12 protein-coding genes are annotated in these 19,426 nt (G+C 59.4%); 8 read left to right on the forward strand and 4 right to left on the reverse strand.

Features of this window, described 5'->3' with window-relative positions; all coding sequences use genetic code 11:
* Positions 1-176: 176 nt before the first annotated feature.
* Positions 177-1,103, reverse strand: a complete 927-nt coding sequence (locus tag ROTMU0001_RS01375; RefSeq protein WP_005507719.1) for a LysR family transcriptional regulator — start codon at positions 1,101-1,103, stop codon at positions 177-179.
* A gap of 512 nt (positions 1,104-1,615) precedes the next feature.
* Here ROTMU0001_RS01375 and ROTMU0001_RS01385 point away from each other — a divergent pair.
* From ROTMU0001_RS01385 to ROTMU0001_RS01410, 6 genes are all read left to right on the forward strand, one after another.
* A complete protein-coding gene (locus ROTMU0001_RS01385; protein WP_005507721.1) occupies positions 1,616-5,107 on the forward strand; it encodes a bifunctional proline dehydrogenase/L-glutamate gamma-semialdehyde dehydrogenase in 3,492 nt (1,163 codons plus the stop codon).
* Between the two features lie 333 nt (positions 5,108-5,440).
* The gene (gcvH, locus tag ROTMU0001_RS01390; protein WP_005507722.1) at positions 5,441-5,833 is read left to right on the forward strand and encodes a glycine cleavage system protein GcvH; all 393 of its coding nucleotides are present in this window, start codon (positions 5,441-5,443) and stop codon (positions 5,831-5,833) included.
* A 608-nt stretch (positions 5,834-6,441) separates the two neighbouring features.
* Positions 6,442-7,215, forward strand: coding sequence for a transcriptional regulator FtsR (gene ftsR, locus ROTMU0001_RS01395; RefSeq protein WP_005507723.1), 774 nt, complete (start codon positions 6,442-6,444; stop codon positions 7,213-7,215).
* 716 nt (positions 7,216-7,931) lie between these two features.
* Positions 7,932-8,576: a MerR family transcriptional regulator gene (locus ROTMU0001_RS01400; RefSeq protein WP_005507725.1), complete on the forward strand. Its 645-nt coding sequence runs from the start codon at positions 7,932-7,934 to the stop codon at positions 8,574-8,576.
* A 191-nt stretch (positions 8,577-8,767) separates the two neighbouring features.
* Positions 8,768-9,580, forward strand: coding sequence for a ParA family protein (locus tag ROTMU0001_RS01405; RefSeq protein WP_005507726.1), 813 nt, complete (start codon positions 8,768-8,770; stop codon positions 9,578-9,580).
* Positions 9,581-9,882: 302 nt separating this feature from the next.
* Positions 9,883-11,340, forward strand: a complete 1,458-nt coding sequence (locus tag ROTMU0001_RS01410) for a mycothione reductase (RefSeq protein WP_005507728.1) — start codon at positions 9,883-9,885, stop codon at positions 11,338-11,340.
* A gap of 130 nt (positions 11,341-11,470) precedes the next feature.
* Here the strand turns inward: ROTMU0001_RS01410 and ROTMU0001_RS01415 are convergent, their stop codons facing one another.
* Both ROTMU0001_RS01415 and ROTMU0001_RS01420 read right to left on the reverse strand, forming a co-directional pair.
* Positions 11,471-13,642 carry an AMP-dependent synthetase/ligase gene (locus ROTMU0001_RS01415; RefSeq protein WP_005507730.1) on the reverse strand — a complete coding sequence of 724 codons (2,172 nt, stop codon included), beginning with the start codon at positions 13,640-13,642 and terminating at the stop codon, positions 11,471-11,473.
* A 151-nt stretch (positions 13,643-13,793) separates the two neighbouring features.
* Positions 13,794-14,660 carry an alpha/beta hydrolase gene (locus tag ROTMU0001_RS01420; protein ID WP_005507731.1) on the reverse strand — a complete coding sequence of 289 codons (867 nt, stop codon included), beginning with the start codon at positions 14,658-14,660 and terminating at the stop codon, positions 13,794-13,796.
* A gap of 226 nt (positions 14,661-14,886) precedes the next feature.
* Between ROTMU0001_RS01420 and ROTMU0001_RS01425 the strand changes: the two genes are divergently transcribed.
* Together ROTMU0001_RS01425 and ROTMU0001_RS01430 are read left to right on the forward strand one after the other, a co-directional pair.
* Positions 14,887-15,636 (forward strand): lysophospholipid acyltransferase family protein, encoded by a 750-nt coding sequence (locus tag ROTMU0001_RS01425; RefSeq protein ID WP_005507733.1) that lies wholly within the window; start codon positions 14,887-14,889, stop codon positions 15,634-15,636.
* 336 nt (positions 15,637-15,972) lie between these two features.
* Entirely contained in the window at positions 15,973-17,337 is a 1,365-nt protein-coding gene (locus ROTMU0001_RS01430) for a class II 3-deoxy-7-phosphoheptulonate synthase (protein ID WP_005507734.1), read from the forward strand.
* 167 nt (positions 17,338-17,504) lie between these two features.
* On the opposite strand, the gene ROTMU0001_RS01435 is transcribed toward ROTMU0001_RS01430, so the two are convergent.
* Complete coding sequence (locus tag ROTMU0001_RS01435; RefSeq protein WP_005507735.1) at positions 17,505-19,205, reverse strand: serine/threonine protein kinase; 1,701 nt, start codon at positions 19,203-19,205, stop codon at positions 17,505-17,507.
* Positions 19,206-19,426: the final 221 nt, after the last annotated feature.

Below are 19,426 nucleotides of genomic sequence, written 5' to 3' on the forward strand. Positions count from 1 at the left end.
GGGCTGGCTCCTGTGAAGGAAGGGCACGGCGGGGGAGCGGCTCCGTTGTGTGTTTTTATACCTCTATATATAGGCGCCTGTTCAAAAAGGTATCGTGAAAGGTCGGGGTCGTTCGTGGGAACGGCCCCGACCTTTGCATTGTCTAGTCTGCCGGCATGGGTGGCAGCTGGTTTTTCTTATGCGGTTTCGGTCTTTTCATGCTCGCCGAATGCTACCTTGACCGCGTGGTGCAGTGCTTCACGCACCATGGCGATGGCGGGGTTGGCGGCGGACTCTCGGCGTACGGCGGTAAAGATTTTGCGGGAGGGCTTGCCGGGCAGCTCCACGATGCGTAGCCCCTCGGTGGTGGAGAGCGAAGAAAGGATGAAGCCGGGCACGATGGTGACGGCGAATCCTGCTTTGACGAGGTTGGAGTTCGTGATCATGTCGTTGGCGCTGTAGCGGATGACCGGTTCGAATCCTGCGGTGCGGCACTGGTTGAGTGCCCAGCTGCGGGAGGTGTTCTGCTCCATTTCGAGAACCCAGGGCAGTGCGTGCGCTTCCTCAATCGAGGTGATGGTGGAGGTGCTGGGCACAATCAGGCTGAGCGGGTCTTCGGTGAGTAGCTCGGAGTGCAGTTCGGGGTATTCGGGGATGTGATGGTGCGGGTAGGCTTCGGAGAGCACCATGTCGTATTCGCGGCTTCGGGTCAGGGAGGTTCCGGTTTCGGGGTCGATTTGCAGTACTTGTAGGGTGAGTGAGGGTGCGTGTTCGGCAAGGTAGCTGAGGGTTTCCGGTAGCAGTGCGAAGGCCGCGGACTGGAAGATGGCGAGGCGGACTATACCTGCGGGTTCGCCGGTGAGGTTGGCGACGGAGGTTTGCATGCGGTCAAGTTCGCGCAGGATGCTGCGGGCGCTGTCGACGATGATGAGTCCGGCGCTGGTGAGCTGTACGCGCCTGCCGATGCGCTGCAGAAGCGGGGTGCCGGTTTCTTTCTCGAGGGTGGCAATCTGCTGGGAGACGGCGGAGGGGGTGAGGCTGAGTGCTTCGGCTGCGGCGATGACGGTGCCGCGTTCTTGGATTTCGAGGAGCATTTGCATACGTCGGATGTCGTAGATGGACATATTTTCCTCCCTGGTGCACTCGGCATTGCGCTGGCTGTGGTTGCCACCGTATTCCATGGTGCGTCTCTCATCGTGGACTCTTGTATATGGTACCGCGCGGGCTTCCGGCTGGCTCTTTTTGAGACGCCTGAAATGGGGTGCCGGCATGTTGGCTTGTGTAGCGAGTATTTTCGCGCTGAATGTGATGATTCTTGGGGTTGAAGATGCTTTTGGGACTGGTTTTGAAGTGTTCGATTGTTACGAAATCGGTTCGGTATTTGCTTTCTGAAAGTGCTAGCCTGAGAGAGATGGATAGCGATGTCGCTACAAACTTCACCTTGTCTCTTCGAACAGGAGGTTCGGAGGGGGCGTGGGGTGAAAACCTCACCGCACAATCATTTAGAAAAACTAAATGGATTTTGGAAAAAACATTCAGTTTTTCTAATGAGGTATTTATTACCCTTTTGTGGTGAAATAGAGACATCGCCAAACGTGGTGTGCACCGCACACAGTGAGATAGTTAGGAGTCAAGGATGACCCATCCTTTCGCATCTGAGCACTACCAGAAGATGGCTCTGGAAGCTCGTCAGCTTGTTCGTCAGTGGGTAAATGAGTCCCAGTCGATCAAGCCCACCTTCGCGGCTGAGCAGCTCGCCGGTGTTCTGAAGGACCCCAATGGTCTTCCCTTCACCGTCGGCTTTGTTGATGGCGTTATTCGCCCCGAAGACGACAACGTCTCCGGCCGCAACCTTTCCCGTATTTCCGGCCTGGCACCTTCCTTCCTGCCCTGGTACATGAAGTCCGCTGTTGGCTTCGGTGGCAAGCTGGCTGGCAAGGTCGCATGGCCCACCGTTCCCGTTGCACGCCGCGTGCTGCGCGAGATGGTTGGTCACCTGATCGTCGACGCTTCCGAGGAGAAGCTGGGCGACGCAATCGCAGAGCTGACCAAGACCGGTAACCGCCTGAACGTCAACCTGCTCGGTGAGGCAGTTCTGGGTGACAAGGAAGCAGAGCACCGCCTGGCTGAGACCAAGCGCCTGCTGGCACGTGACGACGTTGACTACGTCTCCATCAAGGTGTCCGCTGTTTCCGGCCCCCACCAGCACTGGGCATTCGACGAGGTCGTTGAGACCGCAGTTCGTCGCCTGACCCCCCTGTACGAGCTGGCTGCATCCACCTCCCCCAAGAAGTTCATCAACCTGGACATGGAGGAATACAAGGACCTGGACCTCACCATTGAGGTGTTCACCAAGATCCTGGACCAGCCCCACCTGAAGGACCTCGAAGCCGGTATCGTGCTTCAGGCATACCTGCCCGACACCCTGGCTGCAATGCAGCACCTGCAGGAGTGGTCCGCAAAGCGCGTTGCTGCTGGCGGCGCAGGCATCAAGGTCCGCCTGGTGAAGGGTGCAAACCTCTCCATGGAAATCGTGGAAGCTGTTATGCACGGCTGGCCGCTGACCACCTGGGACACCAAGCAGGCTGCTGACACCAACTACAAGCGCGTTCTGGACTACGCACTGCGCCCCGAGCACGTGAAGAACGTTCGCCTCGGTATTGCAGGCCACAACCTCTTCGACGTTGCTTTCGCACTGCTGCTGTCCGAGGACCGCGGCGTGAAGGATCGCGTCGAGTTCGAGATGCTGATCGGTATGGCTGAGCAGCAGGCTGAGATTATCCGCCGCCGCGTTGGCCACCTGCTGCTGTACGTGCCCGTCGTGAACCCCAAGGAATTCGACGTTGCAATCGCATACCTGATCCGTCGTCTCGAGGAGAACGCTTCCTCCGAGAACTTCATGTCCGGTATCTTCGACCTGGCAACCGACGAGTCCATCTTCAAGCGCGAAGAGGACCGCTTCATGCGTGCACTGAACTCCGTCACCGACGAGGTTCCCGCATCCAAGCGCACCCAGAACCGTCTGACCGAGAACGAGGACAACGTCTTCGTACCGGCAGGCCGCTTCGAGAACACCCCCGACACCGACCCCGCACTCTCCGGTAACCGCGAGTGGGGCCGCGCAATCCTCGAGCGTTCCAAGACCACCAAGCTGGGCATCGAAACCCTCAAGGCTAACGAGCTGACCAGCGAAGCTGACGCTGAGAAGCTGATCAAGGAAACTGAGGAAGCCGGCAAGGCATGGGGTAAGCTCTCCGGTCACGAGCGTGCAGAGATTCTGCGCAAGGTCGGTAAGGCTATCGCACTGCGCCGCGGTGACCTGCTGGAGGTTATGGCAGCTGAGGCTGGCAAGACCCTGGAGCAGGGCGACACCGAGGTCTCCGAGGCAATCGACTTCGCATACTACTACGCAATGCTGGCTGAGGACCTCGAGAAGATCGACGGCGCAAAGCCCAAGTCTGTTGACCTGACCCTGGTTGTTCCCCCGTGGAACTTCCCGACCGCTATTCCCGCCGGTGGTGTTCTGGCTGGTCTGGCTGCAGGTTCTGCTGTCATCTTCAAGCCCGCAACCATCACCGCTCGCACCGGTGCCCTGATCGCAGAGATCATGTGGGATGCAGGCGTTCCCAAGGAAGTTCTGAAGCTCGTCAAGGTTGTTGACCGCGCTGCAGGTAAGCTGCTCATCTCGCACCCCGAGGTTGACCGCCTGATCCTGACCGGTGGTTACGAGACCGCTGAGCTCTTCCGCTCCTGGCGTGATGACCTGCCCCTGTTCGGTGAGACCTCGGGTAAGAACTCCATCATCGTCACCCCGAACGCTGACATCGACCTCGCCGTCAAGGACGTCGTCTACTCGGCATTCGGTCACGCAGGTCAGAAGTGCTCCGCTGGTTCGACCGTCATCCTGGTTGGCTCCGTTGCACAGTCCGAGCGTTTCCGTCGTCAGCTGATTGACTCCGTCAGCTCCCTGCACGTGGCACACCCGCAGGACATCGAGTCCGAGATGGGCCCCGTTGTTCAGAAGCCGGAAGAGAAGCTGTTGCGCGGTCTGACCACCCTCGGCCCGGGCGAGCGCTGGCTCATCCAGCCCAAGGAACTGGACGAGACCGGTCGCCTGTGGAGCCCCGGTGTTCGCGAGGGCGTCAAGCCCGGTTCCGAGTACCACATGACCGAGTACTTCGGCCCCATCCTGGGCATCATGACCGCTGACACCCTGGAAGAGGCAATCGAGCTGCAGAACGCACCCGACTACGGTCTGACCGCAGGTCTGCACTCGCTGGATGCTGATGAGCTCGAGCTGTGGCTCTCCAAGGTCCAGGCAGGTAACCTGTACGTCAACCGTGCAATTACCGGTGCAATCGTTCAGCGTCAGCCCTTCGGCGGTTGGAAGAAGTCCACCGTTGGCTCCGGTACCAAGGCTGGTGGCCCCAGCTACCTGATCGCTCTGTCCGATTGGGAGCCCGCACAGGCAACCGCGACCGCAACCACCCAGTCCGTAACCGTCCGCGAGACCCTGGCTACCATCGAGAACTCCGAGCTGGGCAAGCGCGAGGACTTCGCATTCATCAAGCGCGGTGTCTCCTCTGACGCACACGCTTGGGACACCGAGTTCGGCTTCGGTCACGACCCCTCGAAGCTGGGCGTGGAGCGCAACATCCTGCGCTACGTACCCACCCAGGTTCTGGTTCGTGCAGACGAGTCCGCATCCGCAGCAGAGACCCTGCGTGTTGTGCTCGCCGGTCTGGCAGCTAACGCACCGGTTGCTCTGTCCGTCGGTAAGGATCTGCCGGTCGACGTCCGTGGCGTCCTCGAGAACAAGGGCATCAAGTACGAAGTCAAGTCGGACGCTCAGTTCCGCGAGTACCTGGCTTCGAACGCTAAGACCCCGGTTCGTGCACTGGCTGGTACCCCGCTGGAAGGCACCCGTATCCGCTACATCGGTAACGATGAGAAGTCCATCTACTCGGCACTGGGCGGTCGCCCGGATGTTGCAGTGTACTTCGCACCGGTCACCGAGGCTGGCCGTATCGAGATGCTGCCCTTCCTCCGCGAGCAGGCTGTTTCGATTACCGCACACCGTTTCGGTAACCCGAACCGCTTCTCCGAGCGCGTCATTTCTTCCCGCTAAGGCGCTGTGAGAGTTTAGCTCTCTAGCCTAAGGCTCAGGGCCCTGCACCTTCATGGTGTAGGGCCCTGAGCCTTTTGATGTGTCTGATGGCTGTCTGCTGGAGGTGAGTAATAGGGGTGCTTCTAGGGCCTTGGGAAGGGGTGATTGTTGGGCGGTTAGATAGGATGAGGAAAATATAGTGTCATAGAAGTGGTACGGGGGTGTTTGGACGTGCCCCGCGTTACTTCTTATGTGATAATTGGTGTAGGACGTTCCGTCATCCCACATACGGAACGACACCGTGCGCGGGACGGTCCGCGCTACGCAAGAACACACTGAAAGGACACCGCTGCTATGAGCAACGTTCCCGCAGAACTCTCGTACACTTCTGAGCACGAGTGGGTTTCCGCTCTCACCGCCGAGGGCACCGTACGTGTTGGTATTACCGACCACGCTCAGGATGCACTGGGTGACGTCGTCTACGTCGACCTTCCCTCTGTCGGCGATTCTGTAGCTGCTGAGGATAGCTTCGGTGAGATTGAGTCCACCAAGTCTGTCTCCGATCTCTTTGCTCCCATCGCTGGCGAGATTGTCGCAGTGAACGAGGGCCTGGAGGATGACCCCGCACTGGTCAACTCCGATCCCTACGGCGAGGGTTGGATCATTGAGATTCGCCCCGAGAACGCTGATGATCTGGCTAACCTGCTGGATGCAGAGGCGTACAAGGCTGAGCTGGCTAAGCTCTAAGTCGATAGTCTAGCTCGATAGACTCTATAGCTCTGGCGTCCCTCGTGTTAAGAGGTACGTACTGATGAAACGGCGAGACCGATTGGTCTCGCCGTTTTTCTTTTAAAATGCACACAAACGCAAATAGTTGGGCGCATTTAAGGTTCGTCTTGAAGGTGTAGGAATTCACTAAAGGGGCTTGAAGGATGACTAAACCCCTAGTGGGAGCCTCTTTCAAGTTAAATGTGATGAAAACTTCAACTATCGCGAGAAGATAAAATTTTCCTCGTAAAGCAGTCCAATATGAGATATATGTGTTCGAAGTATTGGAATTTTGCTAAAATTGGTACTGTCTCTACTGATTAATGTTTGATTGTGTGGCTATTTTTGGGTTCAAAAAGCCTCTGAAAAGGGCGAACTAAATAGCAAAATGCCTTGTGAGGCTATAAGATTGTCTCGAAGGTTTGCGGTTTATCATTTCGTGATAAACAACTAAACTTATCTATCACACTCTCAACACTAAGCAAAGATGTTCGGCACGAAGCGAGACCCCCGACCGGGGGAACGAGCCACTCACTCAAATTTCGGCTCGTATCGACATCGGCTGAACAAGTACCCGAAAGACATAGATGACCTCACGCATCGATGAGAACCTCACTAACGCTGAGGTTCAACTAGAGGACGTGGAGAACGGCGACTCTGACCGTAACCCGCGTGACGTTAAGAGCCGGACCATTGGTCAGGTTCTTAGCCAGCTTGACCTGGAGTTCCCCGGAATTAGCGCATCCAAGATTCGCTTCCTGGAGGAGCGCGGCCTGGTGCACCCCAGCCGTACCGAAACCGGTTACCGCAAGTACTCCCAGACTGACATTGAGCGCCTGCGCTACATCCTCACTATGCAGCGCGATCACTACATGCCGCTCAAGGTAATCCGTCAGCATCTGGAGGATCTGGAAGCCGGTCGCGTGCTGAACTCCATGCCCGCCACCGTAAGTGAAGACGTCCTGGATACCGTCCTCGGACCGGACGAGCAGGAAGGCCGCACCTACAGCCTCCGTGAGCTGGCAGAATACGCTAACACCACTCCCGAACTGATTCGCGAGCTGATTGACTTTGGACTGCTCGAAGACGGCTCGGATGTGGAGTACACCGATTACGATGTGCTGATCGCCCGCGTGAGCGCAGAGCTGACCCAGCACGGCATTCAGCCCCGTCACCTGCGCGCGTTCAAGTCTGCGGCAGACCGTGAAATTTCCCTCGTGGAAATTGCGGTGGCTCCGCTGGCATCGCGCCGCGACGCAGCCTCCCAGGCTCAGGCGCAGGAACGAGCCGACAAGATCCGCAAGTTGTGCCTGCAGTTGCATGCAACCCTCGTCGAATCGGCAATGCCTACCTACGAGTAGGCGAACGAAGGTACAGGCGACTGGACCGTCTACCCTTCACAATCTTTGCGGTTCTACCGCACCCCGAACGGGGTTTTCCTTCCGGGATACACTGCTGACCACGGTGTTTCCCTCTATAGTCCCTGCCCGCACCAACGGGTAGAGGCCTCTAGACTTGGACGAAGCCGACGCTGGCACGCTCGGAATTTCTACCCCTTCGTCCAACACGAAGAGCTTTCTCACCAGGGGGCTCCCGGCCTGCCAAGGCTATTCACTTAACTCAGCTGTAAATGCGTACGGACTACCAGCCCGTACGCATTTACTTTTTAAACTCCCCCTGTATAAACTCCCCTGTGGGATGGGCGCCCAGAAAAAGCGAACGGAACGGCGGGGGAGGAGCACCCCTATGAGGCGTTAATGAGGCAAGAATGAATCTGAAAAGATCATTCGCTCCGGTGGGTTCAATTTTAAGTAGAGCCCTCTATCAGTTAAAATAGATTGAACAACCGCGCCTATCGCGCATCGGTCGCACTGTCGAACCGCTGTGTAGTATTGAAAACCGCGCCGGAACCCAGTAGAGGAGCCACGCGAATCATAGACGCAGATTCTAGACCTCAACCCTAGAATCTCACCCCGATAATCTCACCCCGAGAATCGGGTCTACACCGGAACGATATCGACCGCATTTGATAGGGCGCGGTGAAGCACTTAAAAGGGTTTAACGAAAAGGAGGGACCGTGCTAGAGCAGCAGGTAGCCGAAAATGCAGGCGAGGCCGCAACCACGCACGCACCCCAGGGCTTCGACCAGCCCCTGGATGGCTTCGACACCCTCTTCCCCGTAGCACCGCCTCCGCGTGGTGAACAGGGCGTACTCTTCACCGACCCTGTCTCTGTCGTCGAGGAAAACCTTGGCTACCGCGGCGCTGTCGCCTGCAAGGCAGCCGGCATTACCTACCGCCAGCTTGACTACTGGGCACGCACCGACCTGGTCGTACCCACCGTGCGTGGCGCCTCCGGATCCGGTACCCAGCGCCTCTATAGCTTCCGCGACGTGCTCGTGCTCAAGATTGTGAAGCGACTGCTCGACACCGGCGTGTCCCTGCAGCAGATTCGCACCTCCATCGAGCATCTGCGTACCCGCGGCATTGACGACCTCGCGAACATCACCCTCATGAGTGACGGCACCACCGTCTACGAATGCACCTCCCCGAGCGAGGTTATCGACCTGGTCCAGGCAGGTCAGGGCGTCTTCGGCATCGCTATCGGCCGCGTCTGGCGCGAAATCGAAATGAACCTCAACGGCCAGCCCGGCGAAGAGATGCACGAAAACTTCGAAGGCGACGAACTTGCCGCCCGCCGTGCCCGCCGCGCACAGGCATAAAACACAAAACGTGAATCAGCCCGCGCTCACTACCTATCGGGTAGCGAGCGCGGGCTGAAGCTTTAAATGCGAGGGAATATTCAATGCTCACTTGAGAAAAAACTCAAGATACACCCCTGTCAGAGCCAGAAGAAAAGCGAAGATTCGCTAAAATAAAGGGGCATTACACCTCACTCATAAAAGGGACCTGCATGCCCCGCATCGTCAGTATCAGCAGCCTCAAGGGTGGCGTTGGCAAAACGTCCATCACTTTGGGGCTCGCTTCCGCGGCATTACACAGCGGACTCTCCACACTCGTTATTGACCTCGACCCCCACGGCGACGCCAGCACCGGCCTGGCAGTGGATGAAACCATCCCCGACGTCGCCTCCCTAATCGCCAGCTCCAATGAGCGCGCCTTCGCGGAGGAAGCCGGTAGCTCCTCCTGGAACGCGCTCGTCGGCAAACCCACCCTGCTGACCAACAACCCCGTGACCACCGGTAGCGTGAAGGTGGCGCGAGGCTCGGCGCGCTCCACCCTCGTGGACCGGCAAGAAGCCGCGCCGTTCATCCGCCGCTTCAAGCGCATGGTGGAGGCGGCTGCGGACGCCTACGACGTCATCCTGATTGACTGCCCGCCGTTCCTCGGAACCCTGTCTTCGATGGGCTGGGCGGTGAGCGAGCGCATCCTTTCGGTCGCAGAGCCTTCCCTTTTCTCCGTGGCGGGCACCGAACGAACCCTGCGCGCCATCGTGCGCTTTCAGCAGGAAAGCGGCATCAGCATTGACGGTGCGGGAGTAGTTATCAACAAGATGCGCCCCAACGACAGCGAACACCGCTACCGACGCGACGAAATGCGTTCCCTCTTCGGCGAGCTCGTGGCAGATCCTGTGCTCGCTGAAAGCCCCGTGCTGCAGCGTGCACAGGGTGCCGCGTACCCGATTCATTTTTGGCCCGACGAAGAATCGGTTGATCCCGCCATTGACTTCACCCGTCTGCTGGCTGGGCTCATGGCTGATCTCTAATCGCAGACATCTAAACGCAGATACCTGTGCGTCACCAATCCGCGGGCTCACATAGTTTCAACGCTTGAGGTTTCAACGCTTGAGTGCGTCTTCTCAAAGAACCCCTGTGTTCTCAGCGGTGTATTCTCAGTGCTGTGGTTCTTTGGGGCGGCGCACTTTCGCATATCCGTCAACATTGACACTAGATAGTGGGAATAGCCGGTAGCCTCCACGCGTTATAGTGGCAGTAACAGAAATAACCCCGCCATCGAGGGGCACGCTGGGAACGAGCCCAGCCTCAACACCAACAACGAGAGGACCACATGAGCATCGAGAACGTAGAACGCATTGACGGCGTAGCACAATACGACCTCATCGTCATCGGCTCCGGATCCGGCAACACCCTCATCGGCCCCGAATGGGACGACAAGAAGGTCGCCCTCATCGACGGCGGCATCTTCGGCGGCACCTGCCTGAACGTTGGCTGCATCCCCACTAAGATGTACGTCTACCCGGCGACTATCGCGCAGAAGACCCGCGAGGTCAAGCACCTGGGCGTCGACGCACACGTAGACGCCGTGCACTGGGCACAGATTCGTGACCGCATCTTTGCCTCTCGCATTGACCAGATTGTTGAAGGCGGCCGCGAATGGCGTGCCGGTCTGCCCAACGTCGATTTCTACGACCAGTACGCGCGCTTCGTCGGCTCCCACACCGTTGAGCTGACCGACGGCACCCGCCTGCAGGGCCGCCAGATTGTCATTGCGGCAGGTTCGCGCGCCGTGCTGCCTCCCGTGCCCGGTATCGACTCCTCCAAGGTCTACACCAACGACAACGTCATGCGCCTGGACGAACTGCCCGCCCGCATGGTTGTCATCGGCGGCGGCGTGATTGCGGCAGAATTCTCCCACGTTTTCTCCGCATTCGGCACCGAAGTAACCCAGCTGAACCGCTCCTCCCGCCTGCTGCGCGGCGTGGATGAAGAGGTCGTGGCACGCTTCGAAGAAGCCGCAAGCAAGCAGTGGAACATCGTCAAGGATGCGTCCCTCTCCGAGATCCGTGAGAACGCCGACGGTAGCGTAACCGTCGTAGCGAAGCGCACCACCGAGAACGGTGAAGAACTGCTCGAAATCCCGGCAGACGCTGTGCTCGTAGCAACCGGTCGCCGCCCCAACACCGACACCCTCAACGCAAAGAACTACTTCGACGTACAGGACGGCGGTCAGCTCAGCGTCGATAAGTACCAGCGCGTGCTCTACAACGGTGCACCCGTACCCGGCGTCTACGCCCTCGGCGACGTGTCCAGCCGCTACCAGCTCAAGCACGTGGCAAACCACGAGGCCCGCGTTGTGCAGCACAACCTCAGCCACCCCGAGGATCTGCGTGCCAGCGACCACCGCTACGTACCCGGCGCGGTTTTCAGCAACCCGCAGATCGCTGTGGTCGGCATGACCGAAGAGCAGGCACGCGAGGCCGCTGAGCGTGAAGGCTTCGAGATTACCGTCAAGGCACAGAACTTTGGCGACACCGCCTACGGCTGGGCAATGGAAGACAAGATCGGTCTGTGCAAGCTGATTGCCCGCAAGGACAACGGCGAGCTGCTCGGTGCGCACCTGGTCGGTGAAGAATCCTCCGTGCTCATCCAGCCGCTACTGCAGGCAATGAGCTTCGGCATGGATGCGCGCACCCTCGCACGCGGCCAGTACTGGATCCACCCGGCACTGACCGAAATCATTGAGAACGCGCTGCTCGGCCTGGAATTCGACGAGCCCGCCAACTAGTACCAAGCGGTTCAAAGAATACCGCTCAAGGGCTCAGGCTCTGAGCGTTGAGGTAAACATAGAGGAGGGGGTCGTACCTAAACGGTACGACCCCCTCCTCACATATATATTCACAATCAGTTAGTGACGACTAAGAGTCTTCGCCTTCAGAACGCTGAGTATCTGCCTTCTTAGCTTCTACACCCTTAGCCGGGGTAGCGGTCTCATGCTCGGAATCGTCGTTAGTCTTCTCAGACCGTTCGGCGTCTTCCTTCGTTTCGGTCTTATCCTCCTGCGGCTTCTGCATGCGCTCAACCGCCTGCTCGCGTAGTTCCTCGAACTTCTCGGCAGCCTGCTCACGCAACTCAGCAAGACGCTCCGTCTGCTGATCCGCGTACTCGTGCAGACGCTCAGCAGCCTGCTCACGCAGCTCAGCGAACTTCTCAGACTGCTCCGCCGCGTACTCCTGCAGACGAGCCAAAGAATCCGACGTGCTATCGGAAACCTTGCCGTACATCTCATCCACGTAAGAGGAGAAATCCTGCAGAATCTTCGCGCGGCGCAGCTTCTGCGAGGGAGTCAGGTAACCATCTTCCTCGGTTAGGTCACGGTTCATGATGCGGAACTCGCGAATACCCTCGGCGCGGGAAACCAGCTGGTTCGCCTCATCCACGAGCTTCTGAATCGCGGCGCGGACCGCCGGGTGAACCGCAGCCTCCGGAATGGAGAGCGAACGCGGCAGACCCAGATGCTCGAGCTGCTCGGGCAAGGTATCAGGGTCTAGGGTCACCAGCGCTGAAATGAACGGCTTCTCATCGCCAACCAGCATTGCCTGAGACACCAGGGGAGAAGTGCGCAAATGACCCTCCGCAATACCCGGAATCACGTTCTTACCGCCGGCGGTGACAATGATTTCCTTCTTACGGCCCACAATCTTCAGGTAGCCTCGCTCATCGAAACGAGCCAGGTCACCGGTACGGAACCAGCCGTCTTCGGTGAACGCATGAGCGTCCTCCTCGGGGTTCTTGTAGTAGCTGCTAATCACGCCCACGCCACGAACCAGAAGCTCACCGTCCTCAGCAATGTAGCCTTCGGAACCGGGGATGAGCGGACCAAGCATACCAATCTGGTACGGGTTGATGCGGCCAACCGCAATCGGGGCGCAGGTCTCGGTCAGACCGTAACCCTCCACCACCTGCACACCCACCGCGTGGAAGAAGTGAGCCAGGCGCTCGCCGAGGGGACCGCCGCCGGAGACCGCGTAACGTAGCTCGCCGCCGAGAGCCGCACGCAGCTTCGAGTAGACCAGCTTGTCGTAGAGAGCGTACTGCGCCGCCAGCTTGAGGGGCACACGACCCTCAACCTTCGCCTGCGACCAGCGCACCGCAATATCGGTGGAACGCTCAAACAGAGACTTATTGAACTTGCCGCCCTTAGCCGCCTTTGCCATGGCACCTTCGTACACCTTCTCAAAGACGCGGGGCACCACCAGCAGCATGGTCGGCTTGAAGCTATCCAGGTCAGACGCCAGGTTCTTGATGTTGGGGGAGTGACCAATAACCAGGCCAGCGTCCAGCGCCAGAACCTGAATCAGGCGCGCCAGAACGTGCGCCAGCGGCAAGAAAAGAATGGAGGAGTTGCGGGAGTTCGCAATCTCGGGCTCGACCAGCCTGGTGTTGGCGATCAGGTTCAGGAAGTGGCCGTGAGTCAGTGCGCAACCCTTAGGGCGACCGGTTGTGCCGGAGGTGTACACAATGGTCGCGAGGTCGTCACAACCGGCTGCGGAACGTACCTGCTCCAGCTGCTCATCGCTTACCTCGGAGGCGCGAGTGCTCAGGGTATCGAGGTCGCCGTTCTCAATGACCCAGCGGTGCTTCAACTGCATGGGCTCCTGGGTCGTGGAGGCGAATTCCTCAGCCTCCGCGATGCGCGCCAGAAGCTTCTCATCCTCAACGAAGATGGCGGTAGCCTCCGAGTGGGCGAGCGCCCACGCCGCCTGTGCGGGTGCGTTGGTCTCGTACACCGGCACGGAGATGGCGCCCGCGTACCAAATCGCGAAGTCAATGACGGTCCACTCGAAGCGGGTGCGGCTCATAATGCCCACACGGTCACCCGGGCGGATGCCCGCAGCAATCATGCCCTTAGCTAGGTCGGTTACCATCTGGTGGAACTGCTGGGCGCGAATCGGCTGCCAGTTACCCGGAGACATCTGACGGCGGTACAGCACCGGGTTGGAGCTGTCGGCTCGGTGACGCTCAACAATGCTTGTCAGGTTCAGTGAGGGGTCGACAAGAACCTCAGCGGGAGTGGAGAAGACTTTCATAATGCGCCTTTCGAATCAGGGCGTAAGCTCGGGCGGTCCGGGCCGCGGGCTGTCCTCGAATGCTCGAGGTGCCGTGATGGCTTTCTGGTTGTTCTGCTCGCCGCGGCGGGTGATGCATTCGCCGGTGTGCAGCGGGCGGAACTGTCAGAATTTAGTGGTTTAGGGATGCGACAAAAGCTTGAACAGTAGAGAAAAGATACTCGGCGTCGTAGTCGAGCGTTGCCACATGGTAGCTGCGGGTCAGCCACCTAAATTCTACAGGAACTGAACAATGTTCGAGAAAATATTTGTGGGAGCTATCCGACACAGTATGATCGCCCAGTGAACGCGCGTACAGAACCGGCGCCTTCAACTGCGGAATCAGTGCACGCGTCTCAGCGCCCAAAAGATGTAACTGATGCACCGCCGCCGTCGGAACGATAGAATACGCGCCCTCGCTCACGCCAGGAACCGCAATATCGGAACCAATCGCCTTGAGCATCGGCAGAACCTTCGACACCTTACCGGCGTGGCGCATCATCGGATTCACATCCACCATATAGGGGTTAATCAGCACCGTACCCGCCACCGGCAGACGCGCCGACAGGTGAGTCGCCACCGTGCCGCCCATCGACATACCAATGACCACCACACGCAGACCCTGTTCAGCCAGGCGGCGGTACCCCCGCTCAGCAGAATCCAGCCACTGCTGGTACGTGCTATCACGCAAATCCTGCCAACGGGTCGCATGCCCAGTCAGCACAGGCATCTCCACTGCGTAACCGAGCTCCATAAAACGCTGAGCCACCGGGCGCATGCTATGCGGTGAACCCGTAAAACCGTGCACCAGCAAAATACCCACGGAATGCTGCGCCGGGTCAGGACTAAAAGAAACAGGGGAGTGGTCGAACGCATCCTGCTCTTCCCCGAGGCGACGCGCCAAAGATTCCTTAACATTTTGGGTTGCTAGAAGCCTGCGCTCGCGAGCCTTGCGGCGCATCCGCTTGAGCGGCTCCAGTGAATTATCGAAAATGCTCATGGTCCTCCTCCGCCAACCTGCGCGAGTATGAGCGCAGGTGAGGCTCTATAGCGTACCCTGACCGGCTACCACAGATACAGCACCGATGCTGGTATATCGCCTCCAGCGCACCCGAATACACCGGTGCGCAGAAAAATCGTTCTCTTTTCTTTAATTATCACGCGTTCTCTCGCGCCTCTCCAGACACGCTAGAATTGAGCCGGGAACATTCAGAGAGGAGACCCCAATGTCTAACACCGCCCTCTATTCAACGCTCAAGGTTCTTGGCTCACCCCTGCTGCAGGGACTGTACCACCACGACGTGGTTGGCCTGGAGAACCTGCCCGAGGGACCCTACATCGTCGCCAGCAACCACCTGGCGTTCTGCGACTCCATTTTTATTCCTCTCGCCATGCCGCGCACCGTGAACTTCCTCGCCAAGAGCGACTACTTCACCACCCCCGGCGTGAAGGGCCGCGCCATGGCGGCGTTCTTCCGAGGCGTTGGCCAGCTTCCCATGGACCGCTCCGGCGGCCAGAAGAGCCAGGAATCCCTCAACGCCGGTGCGCAGGTCCTCAAGGACGGCGGCGTGATTGGCATCTACCCCGAAGGCACCCGTAGCCCCGACGGACGCGGCTACCGTCCCAAGGTCGGTGTCGCCCGCCTCGCAGTTGAAGCAGGCGTACCCGTAGTGCCCATCGGACAGATCGGTACCGACCTGATTCAGCCCTCCGGCTCGAACCGTATCCGTCTGCGCCACGACGGCAAGCCCATCCAGGTGCGCACCATTATCGGCAAGCCCCTCACCTTCGAGGAATACACCGACGGCTCAGACCTGAGCCACCGCGTTCAGCGTGAAATCGCCGACCGTATTGGCTCCGAGATCCGTGCCCTCAGCGGCCAGGAATACGTGGACGTGTACGCCGACCGCGTCAAGAAGCTCATGGCCGATAAAAACATGAGCGCTGATGAGGCGGTCGCACACCTGCAACGCTAAACGTTGAGATAGCACCCTGAGACAGCACCCCGGGTGCACACATACGACAGATACACACATGCGCCAGAGGGCGGGATGCGGTACGTGCCGCATCCCGCCCTTTCGTATGCCGTTCTGTCAGGGCGCTTTTCACCCCGCGTATCGCCGACACCGGGTGGCGCTATCTAAACATGTGAGATATACCTGAGCGCAGGGTTAGGTGTTGAAGCAAGCAAGAGTACAATTAGGTCTATTCAGCCTGAAGAATCGCAAGCCAGCACGCCGCACACGGCGCGCCGAGCACCCGAAACGGCGGCTGAATCAGAAAACGCACAAGACCATCCCAATGGAGTGAAGATGAGCAATCAAAACCTCAGCACCTCGCAGGCCCCCGACCACGGCCTGGACACCTGGCGTCAGCTGCACATTGACCAGCAGCCCACCTGGAGCGAGCACGAAGATTTTGAGAGCACCATCGCCGAGCTGAACTCGGTACCGCCGCTCGTCTTCGCCGGTGAGGTCGACGCCATGCGCCAGGCACTCGGTGAGGTTGCTGAAGGCCGCGCATTCCTCCTGCAGGGCGGCGACTGTGCAGAAACCTTCGCGGGTGCAACCGCCGATAAGATCTCCGGCCGCGTCAAGACCATCCTGCAGATGTCTGCTGTGCTCACCTACGGCGCCTCCATGCCCGTGGTGAAGATGGGTCGTATGGCGGGCCAGTTCTCCAAGCCGCGCTCCGCAGACATGGAAACCCGCGGCGACGTCACCCTGCCCTCCTTCCGCGGCGAGACCGTCAACGGTTTCGACTTCACCCCCGAAGCCCGCGTACACGACCCCAAGCGCATGCTGCAGGGCTACCACACCAGTGCCTCCACCCTGAACCTGATCCGTGCCTTCACCAAGGGCGGCTTCGCAGACCTGCGCGCCGTGCACCAGTGGAACCGCGGCTTCACCTCCAACCCCGCGCATGAGCGCTACGAGAAGACCGCCAACGAAATCGGCCGCGCCCTCAAGTTCATGGAAGCATGCGGCGTGAACTTCGAAGCCCTCAAGACCACCGACATGTACGTCGGCCACGAAGCACTGGTAATGGACTACGAGCGTGCCCTCACCCGCATCGACTCGCGTACCCATCTGCCCTACGACACCTCCGCACACTTCCTGTGGATTGGCGAGCGCACCCGCGGCATCGACGATGCACACGTAGACTTCCTCTCCAAGGTCCGCAACCCCATCGGCGTGAAGCTGGGCCCGACCACCACCGCTGAGGATGCACTCGCACTGATCGACAAGCTCGACCCGAACCGCGAGCCCGGCCGCCTGACCTTCATCACCCGCATGGGCGCGAAGAACATCCGCGAGAAGCTGCCCGCAATCGTTGAGGGCGTGCAGGCTGAAGGTGCGAAGGTCGTCTGGGTCACCGACCCGATGCACGGCAACACCATCTCCGTGCCCTCCGGCTACAAGACCCGCCGCTTCGACGACGTGCTCGACGAGGTTCGCGGCTTCTTCGAGGTGCACGAGGCGCTGGGTTCGTTCCCCGGCGGTATCCACGTAGAGATGACCGGCGACGACGTGACCGAATGCCTGGGCGGCTCCGACGCCATCGACGAGGCAGCACTGGCAGACCGCTACGAGTCCCTGTGCGACCCGCGTCTGAACCACTCGCAGTCCCTGGAAATTGCATTCCTGGTCTCCGAGTACCTCAAGAACCGCGCATAAAACGTTCATGCTTTTCGCCGCGATAGTTGGCGGGGAGCAGTAGACACGACAATGCCCGGGTCTTCGCTCATAGTGAGTGAAGACCCGGGCATTGCGTTTAACCTGCGCACTGCAAAGACGAGGACAGAGTGCACAGGCGAGGACGGAGTGCTCGAGGGGGGACACTACTAGAAGGTCAGGAACGCCTCAATATTGCGCCACCACTGCGACTGCACCAGTGAGGTCGCAAGCCACCAACCGGTAAAGCTCGAGCCCATGCCCAGCAGAATCAGCGCCAGAGCCCAACCGCCCACCGCCATACCGGAGGGCGGGGTCCTAAACTGCTTGGCGGGTAGGCGAGGATCCTTCTGCGAAGACTGCTCGGACTCCTGAGAAGAAGCGCTCTCATCAGCTTCTGAAGCCTCAGTTGCGTTTGCTGAGCCCTTAGACTTCGAACGACGCGTGCCGGAGGGGCTCAACGAACGCTCCGCATGGATTGGGGCGTACTCGCCGTTAGCTGAGATGAACTCTTGCTCCGTCTGCGGGCCAATGCCAACGGACTGAGTCAGCGGGCCCTTCGCCGCGGCGGTACGGCGGCCCATGAACGAACCCAGACCATGCTTGCCGGATTTGCCCTTTGAGCCTTCCTTCTCCTGATCAGTGTCAGAATCGTCATTATCGGAGGCAGAACTCACTAGAGGCGGAATGCCCTGGCGGTTGAGCACGGAGTCCTCAGCATCCACGTCGGCAAGGTGCACGCCCTGACCCGCCGTCGAGGCATCGTACACGAGGCTGTCGGGGGAGTAGACATCGTAGGCGAGCAGATCGCGGGCATCGCTAAAAGCACTAATCGGGGTGTTACGCACCATCTGCGCGGCGCCGCTACGCTCCGCAATATCGGCGACGGCCTCCCAGAGAGGAAGCTCCGGCTCCGGGCACGAGGGGGCACGCCAGGCTCGCTCATGCTCACCCAGCGACTCAGAAATCTCCAGCAGAGCAGTGAACAGCTCAGTCGCATCCTCGGGGCGGGCGTGAGGCTGCTTGCGGGTACACCACGAAATCAGCCCCGCAATATCGCGGTCCGCACCCGGCGCGACATCGGTCAGCGCGGGCATCTCAATATTCGCGTTGTGGTAGAGCACCTGCTGGTCGTTCTCCAGACCCACAAAGGGCAGACGACCTGAAAGCATGCGGTACATCATCACGCCGAGCGCAAAAATATCGGCTTGCGCGCCGACCTTCACCTTCGGGTCCAGAACCTCCGGCGCCACGTAGGCGGGGGTTCCCATGGGGGCGCCAGCATCCACCTGATCGTCACGGCGGGAGAGACCGAAGTCCGTGAGCTTCACCTGGCCGTTAGCGTCGAGAAGAATATTGCCCGGCTTAATATCGCCGTGCAGGTAGCGGTTCGCATGAACCTCCGAGAGCGCCTCCACGACCGGAATGAGGATGTCCAGCGCCTCGCCCAGCGAGAGGGCATTACGCACACGCAACAGCTGGCTCAGCGTACAACCGTGCACATACTCGAGCACGATATACATGACCATCTGGCCCGAAAAATATTCGGTACCCGACGAAATTACGCCCACCGTATGCCCGCCGCCACCCACCTGGCGCATAGAGCGCTCCTCACGGTGGAACTTCTGACGGTTCGCTGCATCCTCAGCCAGAGCGGGGGAGAGAACCTTGAGCGCAACCGGGTTATTCGACCACAGGTCCAGCGCATAATACACCTCGCTCATGCCGCCGCGGCCAATAAGCGAACCCACCTGGTAGTGACCCTCAATAATGGCGCCACTGAGCCACTGCGAAGAACCAATAGCGGTATCCGGGGCAGCGGGACGAGTGGCAGGAGGAACAGAAGTATTTGCAGAAGAACGAGGGTTCACGGGAGAAAACCGGCGTGGGCTGGGAGTATTCATACGTCTCAACATTTTAGCCCGCCCACCTGGGCAGAAGCGATGCCAAAGGGCGCCGGGCAGGTGAACACTCAGCGAATTCTTACAAAGTGCCGGTGGACCCGACTCCAACGCAAGAACAACGGGCAGGGCACAAGAACGAAAGATATATGGGAAGGCTCCAAAGCCTGCGGCGGGTCAAAAGTGGTAAA

Origin of the sequence: Rothia mucilaginosa ATCC 25296 (assembly GCF_000175615.1) — a bacterium.
Classification (GTDB): domain Bacteria; phylum Actinomycetota; class Actinomycetes; order Actinomycetales; family Micrococcaceae; genus Rothia; species Rothia mucilaginosa.

Coding starts and splice junctions, on each gene's coding strand:
- gcvH (WP_005507722.1), top strand. CDS start 5,441: ATGAGCAACGTTCCCGCAGAACTCTCGTACACTTCTGAGCACGAGTGG.
- ROTMU0001_RS01415 (WP_005507730.1), bottom strand. CDS start 13,642: ATGAAAGTCTTCTCCACTCCCGCTGAGGTTCTTGTCGACCCCTCACTG.
- ROTMU0001_RS01385 (WP_005507721.1), top strand. CDS start 1,616: ATGACCCATCCTTTCGCATCTGAGCACTACCAGAAGATGGCTCTGGAA.
- ROTMU0001_RS01375 (WP_005507719.1), bottom strand. CDS start 1,103: ATGTCCATCTACGACATCCGACGTATGCAAATGCTCCTCGAAATCCAA.
- ROTMU0001_RS01430 (WP_005507734.1), top strand. CDS start 15,973: ATGAGCAATCAAAACCTCAGCACCTCGCAGGCCCCCGACCACGGCCTG.
- ROTMU0001_RS01425 (WP_005507733.1), top strand. CDS start 14,887: ATGTCTAACACCGCCCTCTATTCAACGCTCAAGGTTCTTGGCTCACCC.
- ROTMU0001_RS01410 (WP_005507728.1), top strand. CDS start 9,883: ATGAGCATCGAGAACGTAGAACGCATTGACGGCGTAGCACAATACGAC.
- ROTMU0001_RS01420 (WP_005507731.1), bottom strand. CDS start 14,660: ATGAGCATTTTCGATAATTCACTGGAGCCGCTCAAGCGGATGCGCCGC.
- ROTMU0001_RS01405 (WP_005507726.1), top strand. CDS start 8,768: ATGCCCCGCATCGTCAGTATCAGCAGCCTCAAGGGTGGCGTTGGCAAA.
- ftsR (WP_005507723.1), top strand. CDS start 6,442: ATGACCTCACGCATCGATGAGAACCTCACTAACGCTGAGGTTCAACTA.